An 18549-nucleotide genomic window follows, 5' to 3' on the forward strand; every position below is an offset into this window, starting at 1 on the left:
TTTGAGAAGCTTACAGCTCAGATTAGTTTCGCAGCCTCTTGGATCGATGATCACCTCGGTGACTATCTTCAAAAGTTACGCTAGGTACTAAAGCCGGAGGAATCCCGAGCGTTGGGATATTAAGGTTTACAGACTCCCCGTTCTCTCGGTGTGAACCGTCCGCTCTCGCGGTCGAACAGGAAGACTCCGGGCTGTGCCAACCAGCCATTACTCATATCCCCAGTCGGGGGACTCTGAGTTATCTTTCTCCGAATATTCACCGCACCGTTCACGTCCGCGTTCATCGTCACACCGCACGACGCACAGACGTACAAACCACGCTCCACACGATTTGAATCACGAATCTGCCCGCAGCACGAACACGTCCTCGAGGTGTTCTCCTCGTCCACCCGATCAACAAGGATGCCATGTTCTTCGGCCTTGTATTCGAGTAGGTTCGTGAATCGGTCGAACTCCCAGCCGTGGAGTTTCTTGTTCCCCGACGAACCCCAGTTCCGCGAGCCACTGTCTTCGTCTTCGCGGATGTCGCTGAGGTCGCCAACTGCGATCTTCTCTACACCTTCTTCGGCACACTGCTCAACGATGTGTTTGCTGAGGGTGTGAAGAAAGTGATCTTTGCGCCGGGAGAGTTTGCGACGAGCGTTCCGCGAACGTTTCGACGGTCCGTTCTCGCCCTCGGTCTGGTACTCCTCGCGGGTGAAGTAGTGCTTGTCCTCTTTCAGCACGTTCCCTGGATACAACTCAGAAGGGCCGTCCTCGTAGTCAATGGCGAGATAGTTGCTGATACCAAGATCGATGCCCGCCGTCTTGTCGCCGGGCGATTCTTCGACGGGTATCTCTTTCTTACAGACGATGTGTAGTTCCCATTCATCGCCGTTCCAGACGGCACGCACCTGATGAATGTTCTCGATAACGTTCCTGAGCGAGGACAGAGTGATCCGCTCCCGACACTTTCTGCGGACTCAACAGAGCAGTACAATCGGGACTCGAATAGTACGTGGAACGGGCGTCGGCACTTTGCGTACGTTTATTACTACCAGTGAGGCACCGCTCGTGTGAGGAAAGAAACCACTCGACGCACCGCTTCACGTGAGTGCGCAGTTGCTTCTGGGGTGACTCAATGATTAGTTACAATTCGCCGAATCAGGATCAGGATCGGTTCGACCAGATAGTGGAGATGAAGCAGAACTGGTTCCACTATGAATCGTTGCGCGAGGGGATCGCGGAGGAGCTGAATAGCGATGAGCAGTTCCGTGTCCTTCTGGTCTTGTCTGAACAATCGCGGCAGTTCGTGGGCGCTCGTGACTCGGATGCCGGGTGTGACGACTCGATGCGGAACTCCGTCGCGGGCTACGGTGAAACGCTAGATGAGGCGCTTCATCGCCGGGCAGATGAAGTCATTACTGAGGTCTGCGCGTCGTACGTTCGGCAGGATGACCGATGGGGGGCCGACGAATCAGACTCCTTCGATACGACTGAGGCCGATGCGTACTTCGACTCTCTCTATCGAGCACGCCAGTGGCTGAACGCCCACGAAGATATCGTCGCACAACGCGGTATAACGTACCCAGAAGACGAGTGATGACTCAGTCCACGATTACCCGTTCATCACACCGTAGCAGGAAGTCTTGACGCTGAGAGCACACTTGATTCTTCAGCAATTCAGATGTTGAATTTCCGAGCGACGCGTTCAATTGGGCGGTCGTCGCTGACTCGCCAGAATCCCTGTGGCCGGAACGAGTCTTTGTAGCCGAGCACCCGGTTGATTGTTTCTGGATCCACGTCGATTGAGTCATCATAGTTTTCGATGGCGTAGATGTCGAGTGCCGGACCACCGTCCCAATACTGGTCGCGGACGTACTCCGTGTGGGCCATCGGACCGACGCGCCCGGTCGCAGTATACCGGCTCTTCGAGTTCCGGTAGATTACGAGCGGATCGTCGCGTTCCATCAGTTCGAGATTCCGACGGTTGCGCTCCCAGGACCCCTGTTCCGGGTCCGTTCGGACTCCCCAAACACGGGCGTGTTCAGGGAACGAGGCGGGCCGGCTGTCCCAGGCCGACAGATCGATGGGTTCGGCGAGCGTCTGCTGAAACGACGGTTCATCAACGGGTACGAGCCACAAGTTCATACGTTCTCCATGATATTGTGGCAATTAAGTTGATGCGGCGTGGTGTGTGTGTACCGTTATAGTGACTGCGAAACCGATTCGAAGAAATGAGCCTGAGTTTGGAGGTCTGCGTTTACTGAGTTCATAATCTCATGTTACTACCTGAAAATGTATAAATTATTTTATTATTCTTTCACAGTGTCGATTGACTCAGGCTGGTTGTGAACGAATCGTTGTACTACGGACGAAAGACGCGCGTCTTTTGTCGGCTCTATCCCTTTGCTGTCGGGCGATTAGTGTACCTGGTAGAGAAACGGTTCCGCCCGGCATCGGACCTGATTGCCAGACAGCGGAGGCTTCGTCAACAGAAGGATTCACAACGAGAACCACACAACTGAACCGGTTGAGGACAGTGATGAGATCGCAGATATGTAACTCATATTTGAATTCAATACAGTTGGTTTGACCTGATTTAATTTTTGAATTCTACAGAAGATGTTGAGAATTCTTTCGAATATTTCCTAATATACCTATACAACCCACAAAGAGTATGGTCGGGTCGAATGTAATCCGGCGTATGAAGTGGACAAAAGACAGACTCCGGACGAAGTTCCCGGCCAAAGTGAGAGAGGAACGTCGGGCTGAAGGGCTGGAACCGGACGTTCGGCCCACGCGTGACTGGCTTCGTACCCACGGGTACAGCGGTATCGAAGGGTTCGCACGGCGGAACGACATGACCGTTTCAGAAGTGCTAGAGGAGATCTGCGGGTTCGAACCCCCGAAGCAGAAGCCACTGGGTGTGAGAGACCCGGAGGCACGCCGACTGTTGGAAGAGTGGCTCGAAGCTGAGGAGGAGTTCTTCAACCAGTGGGATGACGACCGCGTGAATGATGCGCGGACTCACATCCGCACATTGGCCGAGGTCGCGTACGAGCAGCTCGGTTCAACGAATCTACTCCAAGTCGTACAAGCAGGCGCTGGGGATCGCCCACGGTCGTTGATGCTGTTGTTCTCCGGTCTCGCAAACCGCTTAGGGTCGCAAGGCGGCCAGTCCAATTACACACGCACGTTGGAGCGATGGGTAGAGTACCTCGCGTTAATCGATGAGATCGAGGGGCACAAAGTCAGTGATCTGAGAGAGATGATGGGGTACACGTTCGGTCGTCGCTCGCCTGAACACAGTCTTGAGCCGTCACAAGTTCGGAGTTGCTGGCTACAGGCCCGGGGAAACCTCGAATATCAAGCGCTGTTCACCATCCTCGGCGCAGCCGGGAATCGGCGTACGGAACCGACCAATATAACGGTGGATCAGCTGCGGTTGGACCGCGATGACCCGTACATCGTGTTCGACGACGATCGGAAGACCGGCGCTGCGACGGTGCCAATCATGGCAGGTGTGGAGGCGCTCAAGGCGTGGATCGCGGAACTTGAAACCAAGGAGTGGTGGGACGGGGAATGGCTCTTCCCGAGTAAGAAGTCAAAGGACGGTTCGCGGTCGGCGGGCTGGGTGAACAATGTCGTTGAGGATCTGGTGACGGAAGCCGGTGTCACGTTCCCCGATGGTGAAGTACCGACTCCGAAGGACTTCCGGTCGTTCTGGTACAATCACTACATGAATGCGCGGATAGAGTGGATTTCCCACGTGGAACGCGCAGCCGAAGATCAAGGCGTCGCCTCAGCGGAGATCATTGATATGCACTACTTGACAAACAGGCCCGAGCGAGATCATTTCCGCCGGTTCGCCGAGGCGTACTTTTCCGCGGTGTTCGGTGAAGAGGCGGTACACGGATCCGACGCGGTCGCAACCGCACGTGAAAGCGAGCGCGATGAGATCGTACAGAAGGCTATCGATGACTTCGAGGGGACTGTCCAGGCGGAATTCACAGATACTGACGCTGAAACCGATGAATCCACTCCGGATTCCGAGTCACCGGCAGCACTTGATCCGGTGAGTGCGCTGGTACGTACTCGGCTTCGTGTCGAGCACTCGGCGGCCTGCGCGTCTGACACGTTGGAAGGCTACCCCCTGTCACCGACTCGCGCCGGAGTGTTGGGTGTGGGGCTGCTTGCGTGGTCCGCGCTCGCAGGCGTGGCGTGGGGTCTGACCGGCGCGTTCCTGATCGATCCGATCGGGGGGGATGTCGCGGCGACGCCTGGCGCGACTATCGGCATCGTTCTCGGATTCGCTCTCATCGCGCGTGATCTCCCCGACTTGGACGGTATCGAATCGAACGGCCTACCGGGACCCGAGCTTTCCGTACTGCCTGAGTCGAGGAGTTGACAAGCCGCACACGGTCGCCCCGGTGAGTGTGTGACGTAATTGTGCCGGTCGCAGACACCGCGTTCAGATGAGTACCAAAACGGTACAGTTACGAACGTATATCGGTCAGAGGCCGACCAGAGGATTCCGTGTTCGATCCTCAACGTGCGTTCGTCGAGCCGTTGCTCACGTGGTGGACGCAGAACGGTCGTCACGGATTGCCGTGGCAGGAACCGGACCAGACACCGTTTCAGGTGCTCGTCGCTGAAACACTGTTACAGCGCACTTCTGCGACGGCGGTGGTGGGTAAGTACCGATCGTTCGTCGCGCGGTACCCTACGGCGGAGGCCGTGGTCGCTGCTCCAAGTGAGGATATCGAACGACGAATCGGCCGCCTCGGGCTCGTCACACGCGCTGAGTTCATTGAGCAGGCTGCGTTATGACTTCTCGACAGTTACGCCGGCGACGTTCCCCGCGACTACGCGGACCTCATGGAGTTACACGGCGTTGGTGAGTACACCGCGCGGTCCGTATTGATACACGTGAGCGAGGCCGGGGTTGCCGCCGTGGACGTGAATGTCCGGCGGTTGGTGTCTCGGTTCTTGGGTGTGGACTCCGACGCGAAAGCGATTAAGTCAATCGCGGACACGCTCTCGCCGTCGGACCGGAGCAGTGACTTCCAACACGCGATGCTCGACTTCGCCGCCGTCGTCTGTACCGCTCAGTCTCCGAAGTGCGAATCATGCCCGATCGAGGAGCGCTGTCAGGCCGAGATCTGAGTCGCTGAATCCACGACATCCGGCTGACAGAGCGGCGGAGGTTCGCCGCCGTGAGCGAACGTATCGTTGTATGTGACGACGACCAGTCTGGACGGGGGGACGACTTCGGGAGCGTTGAGCGCCACTACCACTCCGTGGCTCGCTTTTATTCGTGTCATCGCGCTGTATTCTCCATGGACGAATTGACGGCGGACATCTCGTTCGATCGGTTCGCGGACATGCCGGAGTTCTACGGGTCGGGGGCGGCGAAGTACCGGTTGGCGATGGTGAAAAGCAGGGACGATTTCTTGGAATTGTTCGAGGGTGCAGACCACGTAGATGCGGTGACGTACGCGGAGACGCCGGAGCTGATGGTACAGATGTTGACCGAGTACGGTATCGGGTCGCTCGACGTGCTGATCGGGAACGCCGACGATTACGCCGATCAGGTGAACGAGGTGGCGACGGCTCGGTCGTTGGTACAGCTCCGGCAGGACGACCGGCTCGTCGTTCGGTTGAAGAATCGGAAGACGGTCCACTCGAAGATCTACCGGATCGTGATGCCGGACGACACGGTGAAACTCGTCCAAGGGTCGGCGAACCTGTCGCGGAACTCGTGGGAGTACCACACGAACCAGATCTCGGTGATGACGACCGAACTCGGCACGGAATTGGACGAGGCGTTCGAGCGATTCATCGATCAGTATCGAGACGGGTACAGCAGTCAGACGCTGCTCGAAGGCTTGGTCGAAGCGCTCGAAGACGCGGAGTCTCCCGAAGAGCGTGAAAACCGGATCGAGTACTGGGTCGGAGCCGGTGACCTCGACGTGAGCGACACCGCGGCGCTGAATCAGGATGCGGTTGAGGATCTGAAAGCGGTCGCGGACCACGTCACGGCGGTCGTCGATGACCCAGACGAGGCTGAGGAAACGGTCGCGTTCGTCGAGGAACCGGACGCCGCCGATCGGACCGTCGTCGAACCAGAAGAGGACGGCAGCGACGACTCAGACGACGCCGCCGGCGAGGAGACGGAACCGGACGTGGGGCTCGTCGAGTCGGAGCACGAGACCGGACTGACAGCCGCGCTCGATCGCCCTCGGGTCAGGACGCCGGACGAGCGGATCCGGATGGGGACGAGTAAGGTCGATAAGGACACGGCGGACGAGTTCGGGGCGAGCCTCCGCGACCGCGGCGCGACGGTCGAGGATCACAGTATCACCGCGCCGCTCAGCGCGTACAACTCGCAGGTGAAGGAATCGACGGCGATCCCGACGATGACGGTGTTACCGGACGCCGAACAGGTCGTGATCGGCGAGCAGGACGAGATGATCCTCGTCGCTACGGGGGAGCCGACGCCGGCGGTGTTGGATCACTGCCTCGAAACGATCGAGGACTACATCGAAACGGTCGAGAACCACGGCCACACGCGGTCCGAGACGGCGGTGATGGCGCAGATGTACGAGGCGTTCCTCTACGGGTTCTGGGCCCCGTTTGCCAACCAGTACGCCGAAGCGTTGTCATCGCCGTCGCGCACGCTCGATAACGTTCTCCAGCACCTGTACATCGAGGGGAAAAGCGACGCCGGGAAGGACAAACTCACCGAGTACATCCTCAGACTGGTCTCCGACAACACCGTTATTTCCGGGGTGGACGCCGACGACGTCGGTGTCAAAGAGATCCGCGGGATCCGGGAGTGGAACACGAGTTTCCCGTACGCCATCATCGACGCGGAGAAAGAGAAGATACAGCGGTGGAGTCCGATCCGGAACTACTGGGGTGATTGGACGCCGACGAGCGTCGATCAGCCGTGCCTGATTTTCACGACGAACGACGCGCTGCCGAAATCGGAGTTCCGGAACAGAATGAAGATCCTCAGCATGGACGTGTCGTTCCCGTCGAACCCGGAGGACCCGGGGTTCCGCGCGGCGCAAGACGACCTCGCGGAGGTGCTCGAACGGCAGAACCCGATCTTCAGTTACGTCGCGCGGCGGATGCTCACGGACAAGCCTTGGACGGACGGAAACGGCACGATCGAAGACGTCCGCCGTATCGTTCGAGAGTTCTACGAAGAGTCTGGGAGAAAGCAGCCCGACTACTTCCCTGCCGATGAACCGGCTGAGAAGACGTACGACACGGGACGGCTCAAATGGCAGCGCGACATTCAGGGCGGCCGCGTCACGTTCGAATCGGAGCCCGACGCGATCACGGCCGATTTCGACCGCGAAGAGTACGAGGTGTACGACTACGAGAAGCGCCTCCCGAAGCGGTTCATGTCGGAGAAGTCCTCCACGAGCGTGTACATCGGCGCACCGGAGGAATTCGCAGAGTGGATCGGGTACCCCGTTGAGGAGCTCCTCGGGGATCCCGAAGCGACCGAGCCGCGGTCAGACCACTCGGCAGAAACCGAAACTGACGATAGCAACGCCGACGAGTCGGGCGGATTCCTCTCGCGGCTGCTCGGCAGGTCATAGCTACCGTAGCGACGGGGATTTCGGGTAGTATCTGTCAGGATACTTCCAACCCGGTACGATACACTCGCACGCACCTCTACCCGGCACTGTTGGGCCTAGTTAATTGACAAATCGAACGAGGTTTAGGAAATCACGATTTCGGAAATCGTAATTTCCGAAAGGAGAGTCCCCATTCGCGTTAGGGGGTTACGTAGAGAATTTTAACAGAGCCTTTACCGTGCGACTGACACAATTGGGGCACGTTCGATGCCCGTCTTGGACGATCTCTCCGGCTTCGAGTTCGAGGACGTGATGGAAGACGTCTTCCGGAACCTCGGGTACGAGAACGTCCGGCAAGCAGAACGGACGGCCGACGAGGGGCGCGACGTCCTGATGGAGGAGGTCGTCGACGGGACTCGGCGAGGCGTCGTCGTCGAGTGTAAGCACACAGGAACCGTCGGGCGGCCGGTCGTACAGAAGCTCCACTCGGCAGTTGCGACGTTCGAGTTCGACGGGCCGAAACGCGGGATGGTGGCGACGACCGGCCGGTTCACCGGCCCGGCTACCGAGTACGCAGAGCGGCTGCGACGGAACGACGACCCGTACCCGATCGAGCTGATCGACGGCGAAGATCTGCGCGAGATCGCCGACGAAATCGGGCTAGACCTGTACAACGGTCGGATCGAAATCCTGTGCGACGAAACGCTTCGGCCGTACGACCCGGCGACATCGATAACGGCACCCGTCGAGGAAGCGTTCCACGACATCAACAACATCGAATCGGCGGATCTTCCCCCACCGCATTCGCAGGTCACGTTCCGACCGGTCGTCGCCGTGACGGCGGACACGAACGCGGTGTTCGAAACGTCGGTCGGCGTGGTTCACCGGGTCAACGAGCGGTCCAAGTTCGTCGTCCACGCCGAACGCGGCCACCCGGAGACCGCGTCCCGTGACGTTTCGAATCTCGTGTTGGAGAACCGCCACGCGACCGTCGACCTCGACGCGGAGCAGTTCGAGACGCTGTACGACACGATCGAAGAGCGGCGGTTCGGGCAGACGCAGACCGAGTACAAAGACTGGGCCGTAGACCGGGTCAGGGAACGCCACACGACGACGGTGTCCTACACGGGGGACAACAACGTCACGTACACGAAGACGTGCGAACTGAAGCGCTCCGACGTCTCGGTACAGTCGATCGAACCGGTGTACGTTCCGCAGGTCCGGCAGACGACTGACCTGTTGGAGTACACGTATCCGTACGAGTACTTCGCGGCGGGGCCGTCGCGTGTCACGACCGAGGACGGGATCCATCGGTGTGTTCACTGCGACACGGCCGGCACCAACAACGACTACACGCACTGCGCGAACTGCGGAAGCATCAACTGCGACTCGCATATCAAGACGGAGCGTTTGGAAGGGACTCCCGTCTGTACCGGATGTGCGGTGACCGAGCGGTTCGCGTTCAAAACCAAGTACTTCTACGACGAGGAGAACCGGGATGCGTTCCGTGAGGAGTACGAAGCGATGCCGTTCTACGAGAAAGCGACGGAGAACACGCCGCTCGCCGCCGGGGCGGCCATTGTCGCTGTCCTCGTCTTGCTCGGAGTGCTCATCAGCATCGGTGGCCTCCTCTGACGGACTCTCCCAATAGGAAGACTTCACAGCCGCTCTTTCGTCGGCTACTGCCGACACGGTGTTCAAATGAGCTTGTTCGGACCGTTCCTTCGATAGCTTGTAGCCGCTTCCTTTTCGAGGCACTCCGGCGCTAAGCAGCTACTTCGCTTCAGAACGAACACACTGACCCGCGCGCGGAGGTCCGCGACGCCACCAGATTCTTGTCACTCGACCCGAATCATATAACAGGATCCCCAGACGGAGGCGACCAGCCTACGGAAGCCGATTGAGTTAGGAACTTTCCGACCCCCCGAAAATACGGCCTGAAATCATGATTCGGGCACTAGACGGTCTGAAGCAGAAGAAATCGCACGATTACAGTCCGTGCGTACTACGTATGGGTTGGGGCGGATTCGAACCGCCGGCCTGCTCCGTGTGAAGGAGCCGTCATAACCTAGCTAGACCACCAACCCACTCGTGTCGAGGTATCCGACCTCCGGACTTAAGAGTTACTTTCCGCCGAAGCTTCATTCCGAAGTTGTCCGGATCACCCCTCGTGACTCACGAACTCCGCTTCCTCGAACGCCTCCGCCAGAGCGTCGCGAGCCTCCTCCATGCGCCGCTGTCGCTCGTCGGCCTCTACGCCGAGCGCGAGACGCCCCGCGAACAGTACGCGTTCACGCTCCACGAGCCGTACCCGGCCGTCGAGGCGCAGCTCCACCGGCTCGGATTCGTCCGGAACCTCGTCTCCTCGCTCAAGTATCGCGATTACGAGACACCCCCGGAGACGACCGTCGCGAGCTGGTCCCGGTACCCCGAGGGCGCGCTCGCGAGCGACTACCAGCTCCATCTCTCGCTGTACGCCGGCGCAGACCGCTCGACGACGGACGTGTACACGCACTGGGAGCCGTCGTGGATCCGCCACCCGATCCGACACTACCGCGCGATGGATGTCGACGCACAGCAGGGCATCGAACGGGCACGGTCGCTGTTCGGGGAAGCGGGGGTCGAGTAGGCAGTGCTACCCGCCGCAAAGCGGATCGGCGGCGACGCGGCCGCCGCACCGGGACCGCCGATACGATAAGGAGTTCGCGGTGTGATTACTCCGCGGCGGCGTCTTTGCCGCGGTATTCGGCGACGCGCTTCCGGGCGGACGCGACCGCCTCGCGGGCCTCGCCCTCGGCGCGCTCCTCTATTTCCTTCAGGTCCGCCTGTAGCTTGTCCAGCCGCGAGGGCTCCGGCTCCTCGTCCTCGCGTCCGACGAGCTCCTTCACGCGGGCCTCGACCGGCTCCAGCTCTTCGACGACGCCCGCCTTCGCGTGTTCCGCCGCTCGACCGAGGTAGTACCGCGCGTCTTCGAAGTGTTTGCTCATATCTGTCCTATAGTCAAGGGCAGATATAATCTTTGTGGCGGCGTAGCGAGGACAATATCCAATGCGGTGAGCATCCGGGGCAGAGCGGGACTCGCGGATTCAGTGCGATCCGCAGATCTCACTCCCGCGCGCCCGGCGGCAGCGGGTCGGCATGGTCCGCGATCGCCTCGGCGACCCGGTGCGGATATTCGTGGACGACCCAGTGGGTCGCCTCGTCGATCGCGAGCAGGCGTCCGTCGGCACAGCGGTCGACGCTCTCGTTGGCCAGCCGCCGCGCGAGGAATCGGTCTCTGCCGCCCCAGATCACGAGCGTCGGGACGGAGACCTCCGTCTTGGGGGGGTCGGGGCGGTCGCGGACGATCGAGCGGTACCAGTTCACCATCGCCTCGAACGCGCCGTCGCGGTTCCACGCCCGGCGGTATCGTCGGAGGTCCTCGTCGGAGAACGTGCCGGGCGCGCTCGTGTCGCGCAACGCGTTCGTCGCGAGCCGCCAGTTGCCGGCGCTCGCGACCGCCTCGGGCAGTTTGGGGAGTTGGAACGCGAGCATATACCAGCTCTTGAGCCGCTGGTCCCACGAGGTGCGCAGCGCCCGCTCGAAGACGCTCGGGTGCGGGACGTTGACCGCGACCAGCTCCGAGACCCGATCCTCGTGGGCGAGCGCGAGCCACCACGCCACCGCGGCGCCCCAGTCGTGGCCAGCGACGGCGGCCGTCTCGCGGTCGTAGGCCTCGATAAGCCCGACGACGTCACGAGCGAGTTCGTCGATCCGGTAGTCGCGCACCGCCGGCGGCTTCGCGGAGCAGTTGTAGCCGCGCTGGTCGGGGACGACGACGCGGTAGCCCGCGTTCGCGAGCGGCGCGATCGCCTCGTTCCAGCCGTACCAGAACTCCGGGAACCCGTGGAGCAGTACCAAGAGCTTCCCGTCCTCGGGGCCGGCCTCGACGACGTGGAGCGGCACGCCGTTCGTCTCGACCGCGCGGGATCGGCCCGGAACCGACTCGGGGATCTCGTCGTCGGGGACCTGTTCCGGCAGCGCCGCCTCGTCGACCGGCCGGCCGGTGGGCGCGTCCTCCATACTGCTCACATGCGTCGGCACCGCCAAATAGGTACCCGGGGATCCCGGGGATCGAAATCCTCAAGCCGCTGGCAACCGCCGTTCAAGGTATATGCGCGGATCCCGGAATTCGCCCGTGACAGGGGTGTTCGCCGCGGATTCGCACGGTACCACATGACATCCGATTCGTCGACACATTCGGCCGCGGACGCGGAGGCGTCGAGCGACGCCGCGGCGGTCTCCAACGTCGTTCTTGTCACGGTGGACTCGCTGCGCGCGGACGCCGTCTCCCCGTACGATCCCGAACGCCGCTCGCCCGTCATCGACGGGCTCGCCCACGGCGGGACCGTCTTCGACCGCGCGTTCGCGACCGGCAACTGGACGCCGTTCTCGTTTCCCTCGATCCTCGCCTCGGAGCCGGTGTTCGCCCGGACGGGCGACATCGGCGTCGACGAGTCGGAGACGCTCGCCGAGGTGCTCTCGGACGCCGGAATCTCGACCGGCGGATTCAACGCGGCGAACGGGTTCCTCACCAACCACTGGGGGTACCCCGACGGGTTCGACGAGTTCGAGCCGTTCGTCACGAGCGTCGGCTCCAGCCGCTACAGCCGATACCTCGCCGCGCACCCGACCGTCGAGGCGTGGATCCAGCTCGCGTCGTCGCCGCTCCGCCGGCTCGGGTCGAAGCTCACCGGTGAGAGCGACGACCGCCCGTTCCTCGACGCCTCGCGCATGTTCGACGTGGAGGACGCGGCGACCGACTTCGTCGGCGACACCGACGAGCCGTTCTTCCTCTGGGTCCACTACATGGACACCCACACCCCGTACGTCCCCGCGCCGCGGTACATCCGCGAGGTGTCGGACGGCATCGTCGGCACCCATCAGATGCTCCACGCGCACGCTCGGACGAGCCTCGGCCTCGAAGTCGGCGAGCGGACCCTCCGCGAGCTCCGGACGCTGTACCAGGCGACGGTGCGGCAGGTCGACGCCAGTATCGGGCGGCTGCTCGACTCCTTGGACGCCGCCGGCGTCGCCGACGACACCGCGGTACTCGTCGCCGGCGACCACGGCGAGGAGTTCCAAGAACACGGCCACCTCGCCCACTACCCGAAGCTGTACGACGAGCTGATCCACGTCCCGCTCGTGGCCGACGTGCCCGGACTCGACGGCGGGCGCGTCGACGGCCACGTCGGGCTCGACGCCATCCCGCCGACGGTCGCCGACCTGCTCGGCGTCGACCCCTCGCCCGAGTGGCACGGCGAGTCGCTCGTGCCGGCGCTCCGTGGCGAGGAGACGGGCTCCGGAGACGACGATGACGGTGGCGACGGCGAGGGGGCCGAAGCAGACGGCGAGGAGTCGGAGACGGACCCAGTCGTTTCGGTGACCGTTCGCGGCGAGGACGTGACCCAGCAGCCGATCCCCCGGTCGCTGTCCGACGGCGACCTGTTCATCAGCGCGCGCGACGACGACTGGACGTACATCGAGAACGTCGACGCCGGCGACCGGGAGCTGTACCACCGCCCCTCGGACCTGACTCAGCAGGAGAACCTCGCGGTCGACCCCGACGACGAGGCGCGGGCGGTCATCGACCGGTTCGCGCCGGTCGTCGACGCACACGCGGAGCTGCTCCGCGAGCGCGGCGCCGCGGCGGAGCCGGCCGCCGCCGAGCGCGGCGAGGACGGGGACGACGAGGTCAACGAAGACCTCGAAGCCCGCCTCGAAGCGCTCGGGTATAAATGAATATTCGATCGGTCCTCCGCGACCTCGCGAGCGGGCCGATCGCGATTCAGATGCGGCGCTTCGTCGTCGTCGGCGCGTTCACCGCGGGGATACAGATCGGCCTGTTGTGGCTGTTAGAGAACGTTGCCGGACTGAACTACCTCCTCGCCGCGACGATCGCCATCGAGATCACGATCATCCTCTCGTACGTACTCAACAACGCGTGGACGTTTCGCGCGAGTCAGAACACCGGCCTGTCCGAGTACTTCGGCGGACTGCTCAAGACGAACCTGGTTCGCGGGACCGCGTGGCCGATCCAGATCGGCGTCCTCTACGCCTTCGTCGAGTGGGGCGGGCTGATCGCGGTCGTCGCGAACGTGCCCGCGATCCTCATCAGCGGACTGTATCGGTTCGTCCTCGACTGGCAGTGGACGTGGGGGTGACGCGGAGGCGCCGGGAGCCGCCGTCGCGCCCGTCTCGACTCCCTCAGAACGGGAACCGCGGCTCGACGCGCTCGACGAGGTCGCGGACCGCCTCCTGCTTGTAGTAGCCGACCGCGGACGCGACCACGACGACCGCGACGAGCGCCATCGCGGAGAGGAACCGCCCGCTCGCGAGCTCCCCGCCCGCGTACACCGTCAGCACGTACGCCGGGAGGCGGCCGACGGCGATGACGCCGATGAAGGTGGGGAGCGACCACTTGGTGAGCCCGCTCAGGAAGCAGATGGCGTCGTCGGGAAGCCCGGGGATGATGACGAACGCGAACAGCCCGGGGATTCCGACGGTGTCGACGAACCCGTCGAATCGCTCTATCACGTCCTCGTGGATGACGTTCTCCACGAAGGACCGACCGTACCGCTTCGACAGCGAGAAGGCGACCGCGCTGCCGATGAGTACCCCGGTGAGGCTGTACACCGTGCCCCAGAACGAGCCGAAGAGGTAGCCCGCGACGAGGGCGACGACCTGTCCCGGAATCGGGGCGACGATGACTTGGAGGGCTTGGATGCCGATGAACACGATGGGGGCGAAGATCCCGAACTGGTCGAGCCACAGACGGAGGGCCTGCGCGTCGGTGATGAAGCCCGCGTAGCGGCTCACGAGGACGTAGAGTCCGACCGCGAGGAGCGCGACGCCGACCGCGGCCGCGATCCCCCGCCGGCGATCCGCCCGCGAGGAGAATAGTTTCATTCGTGTCGTAGCGGGCGACAGAGGGACTTGAAGCTTACCAACGGCGGGATCAGATCGACTGCGCACTCCGAGCGGATCACGGCAGCGGCTCCGGGCTCCAGTACGCCATCCGCATCGGGACGCCTTCCGCGTCTCGCCGCTCGCGGTCGTCTCCCGGCAGGAACCGGAGGTCGTCGACCGGGCGGCGCGCGACGACCGCTAGGCCGAGCGCGTCGACGGCGTCGTCGACGGTCGGCTCCGCGGCGTCGGAGACCTCGGCCGGCGCGTCGGTGAGCCCGCGACAGATCCGCCCGAGCGCGGCACCGGGATCGTCGAGGTGCCCGTCGAGCGCGTCCAGACGCTCGCCGACGCCCGGCGCCGTCGTCTTCGAGTGGTCGAGCGGGCGGCCGTTGAGTCCGCGGAAGCACACCTCCGGATGCGCCTCCAGAACGTTCTCGCGCGCCGTCTCGTCCCCGCGGAGGAACGCGTCGACCTCGCCGACCGCCGGCGCGATGTGGTACGATTGCCGGCTGAGCCCCTTGCCGAGGTCGGCCTGGTTCCGCTCGCTCACCGCCTCGTAGTCCGCGCCGTTCATCGCGGCCTCGCACGCCCCCCGCGACGGGACGGGGAAGACGCTGCTCGGGCGTTTAGCGGCCGACCGCGCGGCCGAGTCGACCGCCTCGCGCTCTGCGAGCGTCTCCGCGTCGTCCGGGAGGCCGATCGGGACGTCGACCAGCATCCGGTCGACGCCGTCGTTCCACAGCGCTTCGAGGTCGCGTTCGAGGCGGGGCTCCGGTTCGCTGGCCCCATCGAACACGACCGCGAGCCACGCGCCGCCCGCCCAGTCGACGCCCGCGACGGTGTCGGTTGGCATCGCTGATCGGTTGTCGGCGTGGCCTCTTCAATCGGGTCGGTGCGTCAGAGCGAAGAATCGGCCGACCGCCGCCCGGACGAGATACGCGACTGCGAACCGTGAACTACCCCACCCTACCGCTCGCCTGACGGCTCGCGCTTGAGGGTGGGGCTTCCTGCTTCCACGACGCGCTTTGCTGACACCGAATTGGTGNGGCTCTGGTGAATCGCTGTAAGGCAGCGGGATAGGTCGTCAAATCAAAGGAAGTGAAGCGGGAAATCGGCGATGATCTATGTCGAAGATCTCCCGCTTCACGAGCAAAGCGGTGTCGTTGGCTAAAAATGCTGTTGGTGGTCGAGGCGAAGCCGCCGCCCCCGAAGGGGGTGGGGGCTTCGCCGATTACGCCGTCGTTTCGCTCCACTGTCTCCGGATTTACCTAGAGAAATCCTACCGCGAGGCGCTTGATCTGCTGAGTGAGATGCCACAAATAGTGGCCGAGATCGGCCTTGATCCGGGCGATCTCCCACATCACTCGACGCTAGTAAAGGCGTTTGATAGGTTCGAGATGAAGATCTGGCGAGTGCTGCTGCGGCTGTCGGCGCAGCTGCACGACACCGCCGATCACGCTGCGATGGACGCAACGTTCTTCGACCGCGAAACCGCCAGCAAGCACTACTGCCGCCGGACGAATTACCGCGTTCAAACGCTGAAAACGACCGCGCTCGTCGATACGAAAACACAAGCTGTGCTCGACGTTCACTGTACGACCGAGAAACGTCACGACACGCAGATCGGCTGGCAACTCGCCCTCCGCAACGCGGGCGAGATTGCCAGCCTCGCCGCCGACAAAGGCTACGATTGGCAGCGATTACGCGAGAAATTGCGCAAAGAAGACGTAAGACCGCTGATCAAGCACCGTGAGTTCCGACCCATCGACTGCGCGCATAACGCGCGCATCGATGGGTCTCTGTACGGCCAAAGAGCACTGTCTGAAACCGTCTTCTCGACGATCAAGCGAACGCTCGGCCACGCGGTGCGTGCCCGAGCGTGGTACCGCGAATTTCGTGAGATCGTTCTGATGTGTGCGGTCTACAACATCAAACGAGCCGTGAAACCGTGAAATCAAACGCCTTCTGGCGATTCACCAGAGCCNCGTGAGATCGTTCTGATGTGTGCGGTCTACAACATCAAACGAGCCGTGAAACCGTGAAATCAAACGCCTTCTGGCGATTCACCAGAGCCCCCGGACCAGGACTGTAGCTTAAGTGACCCAATCGCCACCCGACGGTACACGACGACGAGAGACGCGACCAATGCCAGATACAGGAGGGTGTACGCCGCGAGCGTACCTCCCTGTAGCGTAGACGAGTCGAAGAACACAATGCCTATCGTACCTGGCATGTTGCCAGCGGCGTGAATCAAGATCGGCACGTATAGATTCTGTGTGTACTCATATAGTAGACCGAAGGCGAGTCCCGAGAACAGGAGGAGGGCCCCGTAAGTGGCGAGGGCCTGTGACCCAGGGATACCGCTAGTCAGGATGCGGGGCACATGGGCTAGTGTGAACAGGACGCTCGCGGTGATGGCGCCGATCGCACCCCTGAACCGAATGGTACTCGGTAGCACTGCGATCACCTTCGACTGTAGGTACCCTCGGAACGCCACCTCCTCAATGAGCGCGGCGAAAATGAGACCATTGACGAACGCGGCGAGCGCCATCACAGGAGAGACAGTCCACTGGTAACCGATGGCGCTGGCGCCGGCTGTCGGAAGCACCAGACCGATGCCGACTGCGTTCAACAGCACGTAAAATCCGGTGACAGCGACCAGCGCCGGGACAATCCGATCCCGCGAAAGACCGATCCCGGCCAGTGAAACGCCCTCGGCTCGGAGGAACCACAGAGCGAGGACGAGGGGGACGAACTGGACGGCCCCTTCGACCACGGTGATTTCGCTCCCGGGGAGGACGGGGCCGACGCGCAGTACGTCTCCGAGGAGTCTCGTCCCAACGAGATACAGAACGAGTGCCACGACAAAGAGCCCGATCCAACCCGACCCACGGTTGAACGTGATGTGATTGGTCTGGTTCGACATCGTGCGCGAAAACACAAACAGATACTATTTATATATGTAACCAGCATTTCAGGGACAGTAATACGGCTACGCGAACCGTTTGCGGGTGTTTTCCAAGACGACAGGTGGGTCGCCGCGCCAACCCTAGTATCACTGCCCCGACGCGCGCAAGTGTAGAGATTTAACATTGGCGTCATCACAGTTAACGACACAGAGTTACCGCGTGCCGTTGAGCCTACCCGCGTTACGTTGTAGATTGTTGGTGAGTCACAGCACAGTTTCGCGTATAGCTTTGAGGGCTTCTTCACCTGGTTTGCGGAACTCACGTCGGAGCTGAAACGCTCGGGAATACGGTCTGTCTGTCTTTGGAGACGCCTTGGTGTGGCTCTCGCCGCACCGAGGCATCTCAAAAGATCGCCTCACACAATCCCCGAACGTTCCAACCTAGACGAGAACTCTACCGCAAACCCGGACGAGAAGCGCTCAAACACGCTGTCAGAGTGACTCTCTGAAATCAACAATGTGCTACATAAGAGCGTTCGTAGTAACCGTCGTTGATCTCGAGAGGTTCCCGGTGTCGTCGCTGAACCAGAATCGTTCAGATTGTGCGAGGGTTTAATGTAATTCGCACGCGATGGCCGTTCGACTCCAGAGCGAACCACATGAAGACGGGGACTCACAGTTGGAACGCGGTTCGAATCAACCACGGCGGAGCGGGGCTGTGATGTCGGAGCCGACGCTGTGTTGCGGTTTCGTCGGCTCCGAACAAAATGCGGGAAAAGTGGGCCGGCACGAATTTGAATCGTGGTTACGGCCACCCGAAGGCCGAAGGATACCAAGCTACCCCACCGGCCCGCACTCGACAGAAGGCCGCTCGTTCCTTTAATCCTTCCGAAAGGGGGTCGATCAGAGAGTTTCGGACCGACTGGGTGTCGGTGAGAACTCTCCGGAATCGACGGCAAGAACGGTGGCTCCAAAGCCCCAGTCGCGAGGACTCGATGCGCTCGCTGCGGTCCTCAGTCGCTCGTTTCACTCGCTCCCTGCGGTCCTTGTGTCGCGCGTCTTCGTCCTCGCGACTGCCCCTTTGAGTCCCGCCCCGCACAGCACCGCAACCGCATC

General features: G+C 62.0%; 15 protein-coding genes, 2 tRNA genes and 5 pseudogenes. 12 read left to right on the forward strand and 10 right to left on the reverse strand.

Going from position 1 to position 18549, the window contains the following annotated elements; all coding sequences use genetic code 11:
• Positions 1-119 precede the first annotated feature (119 nt).
• Positions 120-911: pseudogene (locus C463_RS11155) on the reverse strand (RNA-guided endonuclease InsQ/TnpB family protein); the annotation flags it as partial.
• A 209-nt stretch (positions 912-1120) separates the two neighbouring features.
• Between C463_RS11155 and C463_RS11160 the strand changes: the two are divergent.
• Entirely contained in the window at positions 1121-1582 is a 462-nt protein-coding gene (locus C463_RS11160; protein ID WP_049905847.1) for a hypothetical protein, read from the forward strand.
• 80 nt (positions 1583-1662) lie between these two features.
• Here the strand turns inward: C463_RS11160 and C463_RS11165 are convergent, their stop codons facing one another.
• Positions 1663-2130, reverse strand: a complete 468-nt coding sequence (locus C463_RS11165; protein ID WP_049905848.1) for a hypothetical protein — start codon at positions 2128-2130, stop codon at positions 1663-1665.
• A 556-nt stretch (positions 2131-2686) separates the two neighbouring features.
• Here C463_RS11165 and C463_RS11170 point away from each other — a divergent pair.
• The 6 genes and pseudogenes from C463_RS11170 to C463_RS11185 all read left to right on the forward strand — a co-directional run bounded on the left by C463_RS11170 (position 2687) and on the right by C463_RS11185 (position 9212).
• Positions 2687-4390 carry a tyrosine-type recombinase/integrase gene (locus C463_RS11170; RefSeq protein WP_008443824.1) on the forward strand — a complete coding sequence of 568 codons (1704 nt, stop codon included), beginning with the start codon at positions 2687-2689 and terminating at the stop codon, positions 4388-4390.
• A gap of 128 nt (positions 4391-4518) precedes the next feature.
• A complete protein-coding gene (locus tag C463_RS19730; protein WP_239638893.1) occupies positions 4519-4812 on the forward strand; it encodes a hypothetical protein in 294 nt (97 codons plus the stop codon).
• A 21-nt stretch (positions 4813-4833) separates the two neighbouring features.
• Positions 4834-4893: pseudogene (locus C463_RS19945) on the forward strand (hypothetical protein); the annotation flags it as partial.
• Between the two features lie 165 nt (positions 4894-5058).
• Positions 5059-5148 carry a hypothetical protein gene (locus C463_RS19950; RefSeq protein ID WP_274595635.1) on the forward strand — a complete coding sequence of 30 codons (90 nt, stop codon included), beginning with the start codon at positions 5059-5061 and terminating at the stop codon, positions 5146-5148.
• Positions 5149-5321: 173 nt separating this feature from the next.
• Complete coding sequence (locus C463_RS11180) at positions 5322-7598, forward strand: hypothetical protein (RefSeq protein WP_008443826.1); 2277 nt, start codon at positions 5322-5324, stop codon at positions 7596-7598.
• A gap of 246 nt (positions 7599-7844) precedes the next feature.
• Positions 7845-9212, forward strand: coding sequence for a restriction endonuclease (locus C463_RS11185; RefSeq protein WP_008443829.1), 1368 nt, complete (start codon positions 7845-7847; stop codon positions 9210-9212).
• Between the two features lie 377 nt (positions 9213-9589).
• Here C463_RS11185 and C463_RS11190 read toward each other — a convergent pair.
• Positions 9590-9664, reverse strand: a tRNA-Val gene (locus C463_RS11190).
• 83 nt (positions 9665-9747) lie between these two features.
• Here C463_RS11190 and C463_RS11195 point away from each other — a divergent pair.
• Positions 9748-10275 (forward strand): annotated as a pseudogene (locus tag C463_RS11195) (hypothetical protein).
• Positions 10276-10291: 16 nt separating this feature from the next.
• Here the strand turns inward: C463_RS11195 and C463_RS11200 are convergent.
• A complete protein-coding gene (locus C463_RS11200) occupies positions 10292-10564 on the reverse strand; it encodes a DUF7553 family protein (RefSeq protein WP_008443833.1) in 273 nt (90 codons plus the stop codon).
• A 118-nt stretch (positions 10565-10682) separates the two neighbouring features.
• The gene (locus C463_RS11205; protein ID WP_008443835.1) at positions 10683-11639 is read right to left on the reverse strand and encodes an alpha/beta fold hydrolase; all 957 of its coding nucleotides are present in this window, start codon (positions 11637-11639) and stop codon (positions 10683-10685) included.
• A gap of 153 nt (positions 11640-11792) precedes the next feature.
• Between C463_RS11205 and C463_RS11210 the strand changes: the two genes are divergently transcribed.
• Positions 11793-13358: a sulfatase gene (locus C463_RS11210; protein ID WP_008443837.1), complete on the forward strand. Its 1566-nt coding sequence runs from the start codon at positions 11793-11795 to the stop codon at positions 13356-13358.
• Positions 13355-13780, forward strand: a complete 426-nt coding sequence (locus C463_RS11215; protein WP_008443838.1) for a GtrA family protein — start codon at positions 13355-13357, stop codon at positions 13778-13780. Before C463_RS11210 ends, C463_RS11215 begins: the two co-directional genes overlap by 4 nt.
• Positions 13781-13823: 43 nt before the next feature.
• Here the strand turns inward: C463_RS11215 and C463_RS11220 are convergent, their stop codons facing one another.
• Both C463_RS11220 and C463_RS11225 read right to left on the reverse strand, forming a co-directional pair.
• On the reverse strand, positions 13824-14525 hold the full coding sequence (locus tag C463_RS11220) for a TVP38/TMEM64 family protein (RefSeq protein ID WP_008443839.1): 702 nt from the start codon (positions 14523-14525) through the stop codon (positions 13824-13826).
• A gap of 76 nt (positions 14526-14601) precedes the next feature.
• Positions 14602-15378: a DUF429 domain-containing protein gene (locus C463_RS11225; RefSeq protein ID WP_008443840.1), complete on the reverse strand. Its 777-nt coding sequence runs from the start codon at positions 15376-15378 to the stop codon at positions 14602-14604.
• 271 nt (positions 15379-15649) lie between these two features.
• On the opposite strand from C463_RS11225, the gene C463_RS11230 reads away from it, so the two are divergent.
• The gene (locus C463_RS11230; protein ID WP_008443841.1) at positions 15650-16477 is read left to right on the forward strand and encodes an IS5 family transposase; all 828 of its coding nucleotides are present in this window, start codon (positions 15650-15652) and stop codon (positions 16475-16477) included.
• 92 nt (positions 16478-16569) lie between these two features.
• On the opposite strand, the gene C463_RS11235 is transcribed toward C463_RS11230, so the two are convergent.
• Positions 16570-17451 carry a CPBP family intramembrane glutamic endopeptidase gene (locus C463_RS11235; protein ID WP_008443842.1) on the reverse strand — a complete coding sequence of 294 codons (882 nt, stop codon included), beginning with the start codon at positions 17449-17451 and terminating at the stop codon, positions 16570-16572.
• Positions 17452-17697: 246 nt separating this feature from the next.
• Positions 17698-17815: pseudogene (locus C463_RS20175) on the reverse strand (IS1595 family transposase); the annotation flags it as partial.
• Between C463_RS20175 and C463_RS18665 the strand changes: the two are divergent.
• A pseudogene (locus C463_RS18665) lies at positions 17813-17942 on the forward strand (IS1595 family transposase); the annotation flags it as partial. The pseudogenes C463_RS20175 and C463_RS18665 sit on opposite strands and share 3 nt — an antisense overlap.
• Positions 17943-18212: 270 nt before the next feature.
• Here the strand turns inward: C463_RS18665 and C463_RS11240 are convergent.
• A tRNA-Pro gene (locus tag C463_RS11240) sits at positions 18213-18285 on the reverse strand.
• Positions 18286-18549 lie beyond the last annotated feature (264 nt).

The organism is Halorubrum californiense DSM 19288, assembly GCF_000336875.1.
Taxonomy (GTDB): Archaea; Halobacteriota; Halobacteria; order Halobacteriales; family Haloferacaceae; genus Halorubrum; species Halorubrum californiense.